The following is a 14,500-nucleotide window of genomic DNA, read 5'->3' on the forward strand; positions in this document are numbered from 1 at the left end:
GCTCATGTTGCCGGAAGCGCGCGCGTCCCGCATAGTGCTCAGCATGCTGAGGATCTTGCGCGGGGTCGGGAGCGGTCTGCTGGTGCTGGCGGTCGCCGCGGCGTGGCTGGCGGTCGGCGCGTTCGGTGGGATGGCGCAGGGCCGGCTGTCGCAGGTGCAGACGAACGACTCGGCGGCGTTCCTGCCGTCGTCCGCCGAGTCGACGCGTGCCGCGGAGCTCTCGGCCGGGTTCACCGAGTCGGAGTCGCTGCCCGTGCTGGTCGTCCTGGCGCCCGAGGGCGGCGGGGCGCTCGACCCGCAGGCGCTCGCCGCCGTGCAGCCGGTGGTGGAGGACCTGCCGGGTGTCGCGATCCCCGGCGCGGACCCCGCCGCCGGGGACCCCGCCACCATCGGGGACGTGCTCACCGGCGACCCGGTCGTCGTGCCCTCCGAGGACGGCGAGGCGCTGCTGGTCCCGCTGTCGCTCGACGCGGACGCGACCGAGCAGGCGCTCGCCGACGACGAGAGCGTCGTGGGGGCGGTCGTCCAGGCGGTGCGCGACACGTTCGCCGAGGAGCTCGGCGCCACCGCCGACAGCGCCGGGGAGACGGGGCTGAACGCCTGGGTCACCGGGCCCGGCGGCTTCGTCGCGGACCTCACGAACGCGTTCGGCGGCATCGACGGCGTGCTGCTGCTCGTCGCGCTGGGCGCCGTCCTCGTCATCCTCGTGCTCGTCTACCGCTCGCCGTTCCTCCCGCTCGCGGTCATCCTCACGGCGGTGTTCGCGCTGTGCGCCGCCGCGCTGGCGGTCTACCACCTCGCGGACTCCGGCGCGCTGACCCTCAACGGCCAGGCGCAGGGCATCCTCTCGATCCTCGTCGTCGGGGCGTCCGTCGACTACGCGCTGCTCATCGTGGCCCGGTACCGCGAGGAGCTACGTCTCGTCGAGCGGCCCGCCGCCGCGATGCGCCGGGCCCTGCGCCGCAGCCTCGAGCCGATCGCCGCGTCCGCGGGCACCGTCGTCGCGGGTCTGCTGTGCCTCCTGCTGTCCGACCTGGCGTCGAACCGGAGCCTCGGACCCGTCGGGGCGATCGGCATCGCATCGGCGTTCCTCGCCGCGTTCACCCTGCTGCCGCTGCTGCTCCTGGTGGCCGGCCCGCGGTCGCGTGCGCTGTTCTGGCCGCGCATCCCGCGACCGCACGCCGCCGCGCACGCCGCCGCGCCGGTCGGTGCGGCGGACGAGCCGGCCCCCGCCGGGGCCTCCAGCGCCGGCGCGCACGTCGCCGCGGGCAGCGCCCGCGACCCGTTGCCCGCCACGGGCCTGTGGGGTCGCCTCGCCCGCTGGGTCGGGCGCCGTGACCGCGTCGTGTGGATCGCGACCAGCGTGGTGCTCCTGGCATGCGCGGCGTTCGTGCCGACGTTCCAGGCGTCCGGCACCAGCCAGGCGGACGTGTTCCTGACGGACGTCGACTCCGTCGCCGGCGAGGAGGTGCTCGCCGCGCACTTCCCGGCGGGCGTCGTGCAGCCCGCGGTCGTCGTGGTGGACACCGACGAGGCCGACGCGGTCGTCGAGGCCGCGCTCGAGGTCGAGGGCGTGCAGGCGGCGGCGCCGTACACCGGTGCGTCCGCGACGGGCGCCCCGGGCGGCGCGGACGCGGGCGCTGCGGGCGGCACCGACGCGGCTGCTGCGGACGGCGCGTCCGGCGGGGACGACGCCGGCGCGCCGGGCGACGAGGCGTCCGCGGGTGGCGAGTCCGCCGCCGGGGCACCGGGTGCCGCCCCGCAGGCGGACCCGGTCGTGGTCGACGGCCGCGTCCGGGTCGACGTGACCACCGAGGCCGCCGCCGACACCACCGAGGGCGTCGCGACCGTCGGACGCCTGCGGGAGGCCGTCCACGAGGTCGCGCCCGACGCCCTGGTCGGCGGCGCCGCGGCCGAGACGCTCGACGCCCAGGACGCCGGGACCCGCGACCTGCGGGTGATCGTGCCGGTCGTGCTCGTGGTGATCCTGCTGATCCTCATGCTGCTGCTGCGGTCCGTGCTGGCGGCGGTGCTCCTGATGCTGGCCAACGTGCTGTCGTTCGCCGCCGCGCTGGGGGTCGCGGCCCTGGTGTTCGACCACGTCCTCGACTTCCCGGGCGCGGACCCGGCCGTGCCGCTGTACGCCTTCACGTTCCTCGTGGCGCTCGGGGTGGACTACTCGATCTTCCTCATGACGCGGGTGCGCGAGGAGAGCGTGCGCGTCGGGACGCGCGACGGCGTCCTGCGCGGCCTGGCGGTCACGGGCGGCGTCATCACGTCCGCGGGCGTCGTGCTGGCGATGACGTTCGCGGCGCTCGGCGTCATCCCGCTGCTGTTCCTGGCGCAGCTCGCGTTCATCGTGGCGTTCGGCGTGCTGCTCGACACCCTCGTGGTGCGCAGCCTCCTCGTGCCGGCGCTGGTGCACGACGTCGGCGCGCGCACCTGGTGGCCGTCGAGGCTGTCCCGCTCGCCCGCGGGACAGGACGCTGCCGCCACCGGTGAGGACGCGGGCCGGGCCTAGGGTGTCGGCCATGACGGACACGCTTCGGGTGGGACTGGTCGGCTACGGATCGGCGGGGCGGGGGATCCACGCGCGCCTGCTGCGGGACGTCGGCGCGCGTGTGGTCCGGGTGGTCAGCCGCAACCCGGCGCGTGCCACCGCCGCGGCACGGGACTGGCCGGACGTGGCCGTCGACCCGGACGTGCCGGCGCTGCTGGCGCACGCGGACGCGCTGGACGTCGTCGTGGTGGCCAGTCCGACCGGCGACCACGTCGAGCACGTCCGCCTCGCGCTGGCCGCCGGGCTGCCGGTGGTCGTCGACAAGCCCCTGGCCCCGAGCGCCGACGAGGCCGCCGAGCTCGCGCGCCTCGGCGCCGAGGCGGGGGACCGGCTGACCGTGTTCCAGAACCGGCGGTGGGACCCGGAGCAGCTCACGCTGCGTGCCCTGCTGGACGCGGGGGAGCTCGGGCGGGTGCACCGGTTCGAGCGGCGGTGGGAGCGGTGGCGCCCCGTCCCGCAGGACCGCTGGAAGGAGAACGACACGCGCGCGGGGGGGCTCCTGCTCGACCTGGGCGCGCACCTGGTCGACTCGGCGGTCCAGCTCTTCGGCCCGGTCGCGTCCGTGCACGCCGAGCTGCGGAGCCTCACGACGCCGGCCACCGACGACGTGTTCCTCGCGCTCACGCACGCCGTCCGGCCGGACGGCACCGCGGTCATCAGCCACCTGCAGGCCGGTGGTCTCGTCGGGGCCCCGGGCCCCCGCACGCGGGTGCTCGGCGACCGGGCGGCGTACCTCGTCACCAGCTTCGAGGGGGAGGCGACGCCGTTCTCGGCGCTCGACGACGAGGCGGCGGGTGAGCACGAGGGCTGGCTGGTGCACGGCGACGAGCGGGTCCCCGTGCGCCGCGCCCCTGGCGGGCACGCGGACTTCTACCGCGCGGTCGAGGCGTGGGTGCGGGGCGCCGGTCCCGTCCCCGTCGACCCCGCGGACGCCGTGGTCACGGCGCTGGTCCTCGACGCGGCGCGGGTCGCGGCGGACGAGGAGCGCGTGGTCCGGCTCGACGGCTGACGGCGACCCGACGCGCGTCCGGTCCCGGGCCCGCGGCCGTCGGCAGGAGTCAGGGGAGCAGCGCAGCCGCCGCTGCCTCCGGGGTGGGGTGCAGGTGGACGAAGCCGGCGGCGGTCAGCGCGTCGGGGATGGCGCGCAGCGAGCCGAGGACCTCCTGCGAGAACTCCCCGAGCGCCACCCGCATCGCCCAGGCCGGGACCGGCAGCACGGCGGGCCGGTGCAGCCGTGCGGCGAGCGCCCGGACGATCTCGATCTGGGTCGCCGGCTGCGCGACCAGGTTGACCGGGCCGGACACCGGCGCGTCGAGCAGGTGCAGGACGGCACGCACCTCGTCCTCCAGCGTGATCCAGCTCCAGTACTGCCGACCGCTGCCCAGCGGGCCGCCGAGCCCGAGCCGGACGAGCGGCAGCAGCCGCCCGAGCGCACCGCCCCGCGGTGACAGCACGATCCCGGTGCGCAGCAGCACCACCCGCACCCCCGGGTGCTCGACGGCGGGGGCCGCAGCCGCCTCCCACCGCCGGACGACGCCTGCCAGGAACGTGGAGCCGTAGGGCTCGTCCTCCGTGACGACGTCGTCACCCCGCTCGCCGTACGCTCCGGTGGCCGACCCCTGCAGCAGCACGCGGGGCGGGTCGTCCAGGGCGGCGACCGTCGAGGCGATCAGGCCCGTGCTGCGGGTCCGGGACTCCAGGACGACGCGCTTGCGATCGGCGGTGAGCCGCTTGTCGCCGACGCCGGCGCCGGCGAGGTTCACGACCGCGTCCGCGCCCGCCAGGGCCTCCGGCGGGAGCACACCGGCGTCCGGGTCCCAGGTGCGCTCGTCCGGGGTCCGCGCGGGGCGTCGGACGAGACGCCGGACCTCGTGCCCCTCCGCCGTCAGCCGCGCGACCAGCGCAGTCCCGATCAGTCCGCTCGAGCCCGCCACCACCACGATCATGCGCCGACCCTACGCGCGAGGCGCCGCTCACCGCGCGCGGTGCACCCCCTAGGGTGGAGCGCCATGGAGGCCGCCGCCCGACCGACCGCCGCCGGCACGTCCGCGACGGAGCCCGCCGGCTCCGTCGGCCCGCCGCCGCTGGCCGTGGTGGCCGCCGAGGCCGGCGTGTCCGTGCCCACGGTGTCGAAGGTGCTGAACTCCCGCCGCGACGTCGCGGCGGCCACCCGCGCGCGGGTCACGGAGGCCCTGGCCCGGCACGGGTACACGATCCGTCCGTCGGGCAGCCGCCGCACCGGGCTGCTCGACCTGCGGGTGGTCGACCTCGACTCGACGTGGGCGGAGGCGGTGGTCCGGGGTGCGGCGCAGGCGGCGGCCCGGCTCGGGTCGGATCTCGTCGTGACGGTCGACCCGGACGCGCAGGCGTGCGGCGCGTGGGTGCGGCACGCGCTCGACCGCGGCACCGACGGCCTGGTCAGCGTGGTGGGCGTGCCGGACGCGGCCTCGCGTGCGGAGCTCGCCCGGGCGCGCGTCCCGGTAGTGGTCGTCGACCCGCGCACGCGCTGCGACGCCGACGTGCTGGTGGTCGGCGCGACCAACTTCCGCGGCGGCCTGGACGCCACGGCGCACCTGGTGGGTCTCGGCCACCGGCGCATCGCCACCATCACGGGCCCGCTGGAGCAGGACAACGCGGTCGCGCGGCTCGCAGGGTACCGGACCGCCCTGATCCAGGCGGGTATCGGCGGCGACGACGACCTGGTGCGCACCGGCGACTACTCGGTGGACGGCGGCTTCCGGGCCGCGAACCTGCTCCTGGAGCTCGACGACCCGCCGACGGCCGTCGTGGCAGGGAGCGACGACACCGCGCTCGGCGTCCTGCGCGCCGCACGGGAGCACGGGCTGCGGGTGCCGGACGACCTCGCGGTGACCGGCTTCGACGACCTGCCGGTGGCGGCCTGGCTGGATCCGGCGCTCACGACCGTGCGGCAGCCGCTGGCGGAGATGGGCGACGCCGCGGTGAGCCTCGTCCACCGGGCTCGGGAGGGGCTGCGGGGCCCCGCGCACCTGGAGCTGGCCACGACGCTGGTGGTGCGGTCCTCGACGGCACCGCCGCGCTGACCGGGCGCCCGGACGGACCCGGGGGCTGCGCCGGGACGCGGTGCCCGTGCCCCCGCGCCGGACGACGCGGGGGCACGGGCGGTCCGGCCGGCCGCGCGGGTCAGGCCCGCTTCCGGCGCCGGCTCCGCGCGACGACGAGCCCCGCGCCGCCGGCCAGCGCCGCGGCCGCGAGGCCCAGAGGCAGCGCGAGGGAGGCACCGGTGGTCGCCAGGTCGCGCGGTGTCCCGCCGGCGGCCGGACCCTCGGCGGACACGCCGCTGTCGACGCCGTCCCGGGGCTCCTCGGCCCCGGGGTCCACGACGCCGGGCTCCGCCGGCAGGGGCTCGGGGTCCGGCCCGGGTGCCGCGGCGACACGCAGCGTGACGGCCTCTCCGGTCACCGTGAACCCGGCGTCGTTGGTCGTCGAGACCGCGAGCGTGTGCCCGCCGGCGTCGGTGACAGGAGCGCCCTCGCACGCCCACGCGCCGTCGGCGTCGACATCCGCCGTGCACCACGCGGCGCCGTCGGGCCCGGCGACGGTGAGGTGCGCACCGGGCTCGCCGGTGCCCGCCAGGCGCTCGATGCGCGCCACCGCGGACCCCGGCACCGGGTCCGTGACGACCGGGGTGACGGGCGCCGCCGCCGAGGAGAACACCTCTGCGGCGAGCACGGGACGCAGCCGCTCGGTCATGTCCGGGCCGACCACGTGGTCGCGCAGCAGGCCGTCGCCGAGGTAGTTGCCGATGGCCGCGACGATCATCGCCTGGTCGAGCGAGAGGTGGCGCTGCGCGACGGTCCCGGACCGCACCGCCACGGCGTCCGCGAACCCGCCGGGCCCGTAGACGTCGAAGTCGGACGCCAGCCGCGTGAGGTTCTCCACGACGCCCTCCGGGTCGTACTCGAGGCCGAGGAACGCCGCGTGCGGCGTGACGACCCCGTCGCCGAACTGGGGTGCGGGGTTCGTCGCCTCGCGGCAACCGTGGAACCCGAGGTCGACGTCCGTCGTGCCGTCGGACAGGTAGCCGTCGGACCGCAGGCCGAGGGAGTCGACGCCGTACTCGGCGTAGCCGCCGTGCGGGTTGCTGGCGGGGGAGAAGCCCCAGTAGCCGTAGCCGGCCACGTCGAGCCCGTGCCGCTTCTGCGCCGCCACGACCAGCGGGTGGTTCACGCCCCAGGACCGCGGCGCCCACTCGGACTCCGGCACCAGCATGTCCGGCATCAGGGCCTCGAACATCGAGCCGCCCCACCCCGGGACGAGCGCCGCGTCGCCGTCGTGGTAGACGCCCTCGTAGACGTCGATGCCGTCGTAGGTGCGGGTCACGCCGCTGGGCCGCTGCTCCTGCCAGGACCAGTCGCACGTCGACGGGAAGGTCCGGTAGGTGCCCCAGTAGGCCTCCGGCGGGATCTCGCCGTCCGCGATGCCGAGGTACAGCGCGATGCGGGTCTCGGACACCGTCGTGTCGTAGTGGTGGCAGGTGTAGTACACCGTCGTGCCGCCCTGGTAGTTCCCGGGGACGGAGCAGCCCGAGGGCTCCTCGTCCCAGAAGCCGCCGCGGATCAGGCCGACGCCGAGGTCCGGCCGGCCGTCGGGGTTGTAGTAGACGCCGAAGTGCATCGAGTCGTAGAGCGCGGTGGCGTCGCCGGCGAGCCGGGGCTCCGCCGACGCGACCACGCGCAGCGCCGCCGCGAGCCAGCCGTTGTCGACCGACGACAGGAAGTGCTCCACGACCGCGCCGTCGTCGGGCCACGTGTCGACCCGGTCGCCCGTGGCGGGGTCGTACCAGTTGTAGAACATGCCGGACTCGTCGTGCCGGTCCATCGTCTCCAGCGTCGCGAGCGTCGTCGACATGCGCTGGTAGGCGTCGTCCGCGTCGAGCAGGCCCAGGTCGCGCGCGACGACGGTCGACCACAGGTAGCCGCCGATGTTGGTGGGCGACGTGTACGCGCTGGCGGTCGCCGGGTCGAGCGAGCTCGCGATGTTGTCCGCGACGAGCCCGGTGGCGGGGGCGGTCATGGCGTCGAGCGAGGTGTAGGTGTCGGCGAGCCAGGTGCGCAGCAGCGCGTCGTCGACGGCGGCGGGCACGGGCGCGGCGGCCGGTGCCGCGGCCGCTGGGCCGGTGGCCGTGCCGGCCAGGGTGGCCGCGAGGCCGAGCGCGGCCACGCCCGCGGCCAGCGCCCGACCGCGGGTGCGGCGGGTGCGGCGGGTGCGGCCGGGGTGTGCGGGCGGTGCGGGGTGGTCGGGTACGGGCGGGGTGCTGGGGCGAGGGTCGGGCGGGCGCTGCTCAGTCATCGGTCACATCCTCGTTGGCCGGGAGCCGAAATTTCGACGTCGGTTGTCGAAAAGGCGCCAGCACGCTAACGGGGTCGACCGGGACCGTCAACGCGACCGGGACGCGGACGTGCGAACGCCCCGGCGGCCGCTGGGGCTGCCGGGGCGTCCGTGTGCTGCGTCAGGCGCGGGTCAGGCGCAGGTCAGAGGCCGACCTCGGCCTCGAACGCGCCCTCCTCGATCCGCTGCTTCACCGTCATGAGGTACCGCGACGCGTCCGCGCCGTCCACCAGCCGGTGGTCGTACGACAGCGCGAGGTAGCACATGGACCGGATCGCGATGACCTCCTCGCCGTCCGGACCCTTGACGACCACCGGACGCTTGACGATCGCGCCGGTGCCGAGGATCGCGGAGGTGCCGCCGGGGACGATCGGCGTGTCGAACAGCGCGCCGCCCGAGCCCGTGTTGGTCACCGTGAAGGTCGCGCCGGACAGCTCGTCCGGGGTGACCTTGTTGGCGCGCGTGCGGCCCGCGAGGTCGGCGATCTTGCGGCCGATGCCCGCCAGGTTGAGGTCGCCCGCGTCCCGGATGACCGGCACGACCAGGCCGCGCTCGGTGTCGACCGCGATGCCGATGTTCTCGGAGCCGTGGTAGGTGATCTCCTTGCCCTCGAGCACGCCGTTGATCTTCGGGTGCACCTTGAGCGCCTCGACCGCGGCCTGGACGAAGAACGGCAGGAACGTGAGGTTGACGCCCTCGCGGGCCTTGAAGGAGTCCTTCGCCTTCGCGCGGAGCCGGGCCACCTTGGTGACGTCGACCTCGACCACGGAGGTCAGCTGCGCCTGGCTGTGCAGCGCGTCGACCATGCGCTCCGCGATGACCTGCCGCAGGCGGCTGGCCTTCTCGGTGGTGCCCCGCAGGGGCGACGGCTCGACCGGCCTGGCCGCGGCCGCCGGGGCGGACGGGGCCGACGGCGCGGCGGCGGGGGCCTGCTGCGCGGCGGCCGCACGGGCGGCCTCCTCGGCCTTCGCGGCCGCCTCCAGCACGTCCTCCTTGCGGATGCGCCCGCCCACGCCGGTGCCGGTCAGCGTCGCGACGTCGACGCCCTTCTCGGCGGCCAGCTTGCGGACCAGCGGCGTGAGGTACGAGCCCTGGGCCTGCGCGGGCGCGGCCTGCTGCGCGGGCGCGGCCGGGGCGGGTGCGGGCTGGGCGGGTGCCGACTGCGTCGGGGCGGGCACCGGGGCCGGCGTCGGCGCGGGCGCCTCCTCCGGCGCGGCGACCTGCGGCGCGGCCTCGGTCGCGGCGGGGGCCGACGCCTGCGCGGCGCCGTCCTGGGCCGGGGCCGACGCCGTCGGGGCGGAGCCCGAGCCGATCACGGCGAGCGGGGCGCCGACCTGGGCGGTCTCGTCCTCGCCGACCAGGATCTGCTGCAGCGTGCCCGCGAACGGCGACGGCACCTCGGTGTCGACCTTGTCGGTCGAGATCTCGAGCAACGGCTCGTCGACCTCGACGGTGTCGCCGACCTGCTTCAGCCAGCGGGTGACGGTGCCCTCGGTGACGGACTCGCCCAGCGCGGGGAGCGTGACCTGCTGGCCGTCGCCGTCCTGCGCCTCGGCGGCCGGGGCGGCCTGCTCCTGCTCGGCGGCGGGCGCGGCGGTCTCGGCCTCGGGGGCCGGGTCGCCGTAGCCCTCGCCCTGCGTCGTCTGCTCGGCGGGCGCCGGGGTCTCCTCCTGCGCGGGGGCGGCCTCGGCCGGGGCGGAGTCGCCGCCCGCGCCGGAGCCGTCGCCGATCACCGCGAGCACGGCGCCGACCTCGGCGGTCTCGTCCTCCTGGACGAGGATCTGCTCGAGGACGCCGGCGAACGGCGAGGGGACCTCGGTGTCCACCTTGTCGGTCGAGATCTCCAGCAGGGGCTCGTCGACCTCGACGCGGTCGCCCACGTTCTTGAGCCAGCGGGTGACGGTGCCCTCGGTGACGGACTCGCCGAGGGCGGGAAGCTGCACGTTGTCGGACATGACCGCTCGTGTCTCCTTCGATGCCTAGTGGTCAGTTGTGGGCGTGCAGCGGCTTGCCGGCGAGCGCCAGGTGCGCCTCGCCGAGAGCCTCGTTCTGCGTCGGGTGGGCGTGCACGAGCGCCGCGACGTCCTCGGGGTAGGCGTCCCAGTTGACGATGAGCTGGCCCTCGCCGATGAGCTCGCCGACGCGGGCGCCGATCATGTGGACGCCGACGACCGGGCCGTCCTTCTGCCGCACGAGCTTGACGAAGCCCGTGGTGCCGAGGATCTGGCTCTTGCCGTTGCCGCCCAGGTTGTACTCGAGGGTCTCGACGGCGTCGGCCCCGTGGACCTCCTTGGCCTTCGCCTCGGTCAGGCCGACGGACGCGACCTCCGGGTCGGAGTACGTGACGCGCGGGATGCCCGACTCGACGATCGGCTGCGGGTCGAGGCCCGCGATCTGCTCGGCCACGAAGATGCCCTGGGCGAACCCGCGGTGCGCGAGCTGCAGGCCCGGCACGATGTCGCCGACCGCGTAGATGTTCCCGACGCCGGTGTGCAGGCGCTCGTCGGTGATGACGAACCCCCGGTCCAGCGTGATGCCCTGCTCCTCGTAGCCGAGGCCGGACGTCGACGGGCCGCGGCCCACCGCGACGAGCAGCAGGTCCGCGTCGAACGTCTTGCCGTCCTCCAGCGAGACGTGCACGCCGTTGTCGTCCTGCGTGACGCCGGAGAACCGGACGCCCAGGTTGAAGGCGATGCCGCGCTTGCGGAACGCCCGCTCGAACGCCTTCGACAGGGCCTCGTCCTCGTTCGGGACCAGGTGGGGGAGCGCCTCGATGATCGTGACGTCCGCGCCGAACGACTTCCAGACGCTCGCGAACTCCGAGCCGATGACGCCGCCGCCGAGGATGATCGCCGACTTCGGCACCCAGTCGAGCTGCAGGGCCTGGTCGGAGGTGATGACGCGCCCGCCGATCTCCAGGCCGGGCAGCGACCGGGCGTACGACCCGGTGCCGAGCACGATGTGCCGGCCGGTGACGCGCTGGCCGTTCACCTCGACGGCGTCCTGCGCGACGAGCTTGCCGTAGCCCTCGATCACGGTGATCTTGCGCGACTTGATGAGGCCCTGGAGGCCCTTGTACAGGCGGCCGATGACCGACGCCTTGTACTCGTTGACGCCGTTCATGTCGATGCCCGTGAGCTGCGTGTGCACGCCGAAGTGCGAGCCCTCGCGGGCGTTGTCGGCCAGCTCGGCCGCGTGCAGCAGGGCCTTGGTGGGGATGCACCCCTTGTGCAGGCAGGTGCCGCCGACCTTGTCGGCCTCGATGAGGGCGACACTCATGCCGAGCTGGGCGCCGCGGAGCGCAGCCGCGTAACCGCCGCTCCCTCCGCCCAGGACGACGATGTCGAAAGCGGACCCGGTCGTGTCGGACACGTGAAGACTCCTCCGGCGCAGACATGTGTGGAACGCGGTGCTCCGCGACCATCTTGTCATCTCCACCTAGGCCGGACGACCCAGACCACCGGCCACGACGTGTGATTCTGGAGACAGTCATCCCATGTCTGGGCGCCGGTCGGGCCGGAGTCGGCCCGCCGGGTGAATCCCCACCGGGTCCTCGGGCTCGCCGGTTACCCTCGCCGCATGGGTCTGTTCTCCCGTCTGCGCCGATCGCGCCCCGCCGGCCCCGCGCCCGAGGCCGCGCCCTCCGGCCGTGCCGCCCGCGAGGAGACCCTCGAGCACCTGCGCGAGTTCACCCGCACCCGCGTCGGCGTCGAGGCGTACGTCGAGCCGCAGACCAACGTCACGCAGACGACGATCATGCTCATCGCGACCGACGGGGAGTGGACCCGACGACGGGTCCCCGACGCGCGCGCCGCCCACGAGCTGGCGCGCTCGCTGGGCCTGCCCGTCTACGACGTCCAGCGCACCGGCTACCCGCAGCGGATGCGCGACTGGAACAGCCGGCAGCGCATCGCGCGCGAGCGGGCGGCGAAGGAGCGCGCGGCCCGCCGCGCCGTCGACCCGAGCTGACCACCCCCGGGGCACTCCCGACCCACGGCCCACCGCCCGCACCCGGCAACCCGCCGCCCACGTGCGCCACCCCTCCCTTCCCCTCGGAGGCTCCGAACGCGTTCGGAGGTCAGCGCACGTCATCGGAGGTCTCCGCGGACACCTCCGATGCCCCGTCGGAGCCTCCGACGGGGCATCGGGCCGGTGGGAGGGGGCGTGCGCCCGTCGGCGGGTCAGCGGGTGGCTCGGGCCTCGATCAGGGCCAGGAGGGTGCGGACGCCCACGCCGGTGCCGCCGGCCGGCGTGTAGCCGAACGGCGCCTTCTCGTTGAACGCCGGGCCGGCGATGTCGAGGTGCGCCCACGGCGTGGACCCGACGAACTCCTGCAGGAAGATGCCGGCGGTGAGCATGCCGCCGAACCGGTCGCCGATGTTCGCGATGTCCGCGACCTTCGACTTCAGACCGGCGCGCAGGTCGGCGGGCAGCGGCATCGGCCAGAACGCCTCGCCGGCGGCGCCCGCGGCGTCCACCACCTCGGTGCGCGTCGCGTCGTCGCCCATGACGGCGGAGACCCGCGGGCCGAGCGCGACGAGCTGCGCGCCGGTGAGCGTCGCGATGTCCAGGACGACGTCCGGCTTCTCCTCGACGGCGGCGACGAGGCCGTCCGCCATCACCAGGCGACCCTCGGCGTCCGTGTTGAGCACCTCGACGGTCTTGCCGCCGCGGATCGTCAGCACGTCGGACGGCCGCTGAGCCGTGCCCGAGGGCATGTTCTCCGCCAGGCACAGCCAGCCGGTCACGGCGACCGGGAGCTCGAGCCGGGCTGCGGCGAGGACGGTGTGCAGCACGGCGGCCGCACCTGCCATGTCCGACTTCATCGCGTCCATGCCCGCGGCCGGCTTGATGGAGATGCCGCCCGAGTCGAACGTGATGCCCTTGCCGACGAGCGCGACCTTCGCGGCCGGGCGGGACGGCGTGTAGGCGACCTTCACCAGGCGGGGCGGGCGGGCCGAGCCCTGGCCCACGCCCAGGATGCCGCCGTAGCCGCCGGCTGCCAGCGCCTTCTCGTCGAGCACGGTCACCTTGAGCGACCGTGCTCCGGCGTCCTTGACCGCGGCCTTGGCGGCGTCCGCGAAGGCACCCGGGTAGAGGTCGTTCGGCGCGGCGTTCACGAGGTCCCGCACGCCGTGGACGGCGGCGGCGAGCACCTCGGCGCGGGCGACGGCCTTCGCGGCGGCCTTGTCCCGGGCGCGCGGGGTGAGGAGGACGATCTCGGCGGCGGGGGCGGCGTCCGCCGCGGTGTCACCGGTGCGGTAGCGCGTGTAGGCGTACGCGCCGAGCAGGGCTCCCTCGGCCACCGCGGCGACCCGGACGACGTCCTCGGCGGGCAGCGCGACGGCGACGGTGCGCACGCCGGTCAGCTCGCGCAGTGCCGCACCGGCGGCGCGACGCAGCGTCTCGACGTCCGGGACGGGCCCGTCGACGGCGCCCAGGCCGGTGAGCACGACGGTGCGGGCGGCGAGCGAGCCGGCCGCGGGCAGCCGGCGGACCTCGTCCGCGGCGCCGGTGATGCCGAGCACGCCGGCGAGCTCGCGCACCTGCGTGGCGGTCTCGGTCGGCAGCCAGTCCGCACCGACGACGCGAGGGCCGTCGGGGGAGCTGGCGACGGCGACGACGAGGGCGTCGGCGGTCTGGCGGGCGGGGTTCGCGGAGGTCAACGTCACTCGAGGCACCCGTCGATGCTAGCGGTGCGCCCGGTACCGTGGGGCCCCGTGACCGACGCCCTCCTCTACGCCGTGGCCGCTGCGGCGCTGGTGCTCGCCGGCTGGGCCGGGTGGTTCGCGGTCCGGGACCGCGCCGTCGTGCTGCGCCAGCTGTGGGGCGCCGCCGTCGTCGAGGGCCTGCTGCTGGTGCAGGCCGTGGTGGCGGGCGTCCGGCAGGCCACCGGCGCCGACCCCGCCGAGCCGGTGGTGTTCTGGGGCTACGTCGTGACCCAGCTCGTGCTGCTGCCGGCGGCGGCGCTGTGGGCCTTCGCCGAGCGCACCCGGTGGTCCTCGGTCGTCCTGCTGGTCGCGGCGGCGGCCGTCGCGTTCCTCCAGCTCCGCCTCGACCAGACCTGGGGGACCGCATGACCGCGACCGCCGCCGCGCGCGGACCTGCCCCGCGCAGCACCGCCACCGGACCGGGACGCGTGCTCGTCGCGGTGTACGGGGTGTTCGCCCTCGCCGCCACGGCCCGCGCCGGCTACCAGATCGCCGCCAAGTTCGACGAGGCGCCGCTGGCGTACCTGCTGTCCGCGCTGGCGGGACTGGTCTACGTCGTGGCGACCGTCGCGCTGGCGCGGGACCACCGCCGCCTGGCGTGGGCGGCCGTGGCGGTCGAGCTCGCCGGGGTCCTCGTCGTGGGCACGCTCTCGGTGCTCGACGCCGGCGACTTCCCGGACGAGACCGTCTGGTCCGGCTTCGGCCAGGGGTACGGCTACGTGCCGCTGGTCCTGCCGTTCCTCGGCCTGGCGTGGCTGTGGCGCACCCGCACGGGAGCCGCCGCACCCGCCGCGACCTCGGCCGACGTGCCGGACGACGGACGCGGGTCCCGGCCGGGCCCGGCGTCGGGCCAGTAGGT

11 protein-coding genes are annotated in these 14,500 nt (G+C 75.7%); 6 read left to right on the forward strand and 5 right to left on the reverse strand.

Going from position 1 to position 14,500, the window contains the following annotated elements; genetic code table 11:
* The first annotated feature begins 43 nt into the window (after window positions 1–43).
* On the forward strand, window positions 44–2,521 hold the full coding sequence (locus K5O09_RS08360) for an MMPL family transporter (protein WP_222172296.1): 2,478 nt from the start codon (window positions 44–46) through the stop codon (window positions 2,519–2,521).
* A gap of 10 nt (window positions 2,522–2,531) precedes the next feature.
* A complete protein-coding gene (locus K5O09_RS08365) occupies window positions 2,532–3,569 on the forward strand; it encodes a Gfo/Idh/MocA family protein (RefSeq protein ID WP_222172297.1) in 1,038 nt (345 codons plus the stop codon).
* Between the two features lie 49 nt (window positions 3,570–3,618).
* Here K5O09_RS08365 and K5O09_RS08370 read toward each other — a convergent pair whose 3' ends face one another.
* Complete coding sequence (locus tag K5O09_RS08370; protein WP_222172298.1) at window positions 3,619–4,506, reverse strand: TIGR01777 family oxidoreductase; 888 nt, start codon at window positions 4,504–4,506, stop codon at window positions 3,619–3,621.
* 63 nt (window positions 4,507–4,569) lie between these two features.
* Between K5O09_RS08370 and K5O09_RS08375 the strand changes: the two genes are divergently transcribed.
* Window positions 4,570–5,622, forward strand: coding sequence for a LacI family DNA-binding transcriptional regulator (locus K5O09_RS08375; protein ID WP_222172299.1), 1,053 nt, complete (start codon window positions 4,570–4,572; stop codon window positions 5,620–5,622).
* A 100-nt stretch (window positions 5,623–5,722) separates the two neighbouring features.
* On the opposite strand, the gene K5O09_RS08380 is transcribed toward K5O09_RS08375, so the two are convergent.
* From K5O09_RS08380 to lpdA, 3 genes are all read right to left on the reverse strand, one after another.
* Complete coding sequence (locus K5O09_RS08380) at window positions 5,723–7,891, reverse strand: glucoamylase family protein (protein ID WP_222172300.1); 2,169 nt, start codon at window positions 7,889–7,891, stop codon at window positions 5,723–5,725.
* Between the two features lie 182 nt (window positions 7,892–8,073).
* Window positions 8,074–9,885, reverse strand: a complete 1,812-nt coding sequence (gene sucB / locus K5O09_RS08385; protein ID WP_222172301.1) for a 2-oxoglutarate dehydrogenase, E2 component, dihydrolipoamide succinyltransferase — start codon at window positions 9,883–9,885, stop codon at window positions 8,074–8,076.
* A gap of 31 nt (window positions 9,886–9,916) precedes the next feature.
* Window positions 9,917–11,302, reverse strand: coding sequence for a dihydrolipoyl dehydrogenase (lpdA, locus tag K5O09_RS08390; RefSeq protein WP_255596236.1), 1,386 nt, complete (start codon window positions 11,300–11,302; stop codon window positions 9,917–9,919).
* A gap of 207 nt (window positions 11,303–11,509) precedes the next feature.
* On the opposite strand from lpdA, the gene K5O09_RS08395 reads away from it, so the two are divergent.
* Entirely contained in the window at window positions 11,510–11,899 is a 390-nt protein-coding gene (locus tag K5O09_RS08395; RefSeq protein ID WP_222172303.1) for an oxidoreductase, read from the forward strand.
* A gap of 212 nt (window positions 11,900–12,111) precedes the next feature.
* On the opposite strand, the gene K5O09_RS08400 is transcribed toward K5O09_RS08395, so the two are convergent.
* A complete protein-coding gene (locus tag K5O09_RS08400; protein ID WP_222172304.1) occupies window positions 12,112–13,611 on the reverse strand; it encodes a leucyl aminopeptidase in 1,500 nt (499 codons plus the stop codon).
* Between the two features lie 39 nt (window positions 13,612–13,650).
* Here K5O09_RS08400 and K5O09_RS08405 point away from each other — a divergent pair, with 39 nt between their 5' ends.
* Both K5O09_RS08405 and K5O09_RS08410 read left to right on the forward strand, forming a co-directional pair.
* Complete coding sequence (locus tag K5O09_RS08405) at window positions 13,651–14,010, forward strand: hypothetical protein (protein WP_222172305.1); 360 nt, start codon at window positions 13,651–13,653, stop codon at window positions 14,008–14,010.
* On the forward strand, window positions 14,007–14,498 hold the full coding sequence (locus tag K5O09_RS08410; RefSeq protein WP_222172306.1) for a hypothetical protein: 492 nt from the start codon (window positions 14,007–14,009) through the stop codon (window positions 14,496–14,498). Before K5O09_RS08405 ends, K5O09_RS08410 begins: the two co-directional genes overlap by 4 nt.
* Window positions 14,499–14,500: the final 2 nt, after the last annotated feature.

Origin of the sequence: Cellulomonas sp. C5510 (genome assembly GCF_019797765.1) — a bacterium.
Classification (GTDB): Bacteria; Actinomycetota; Actinomycetes; order Actinomycetales; family Cellulomonadaceae; genus Cellulomonas.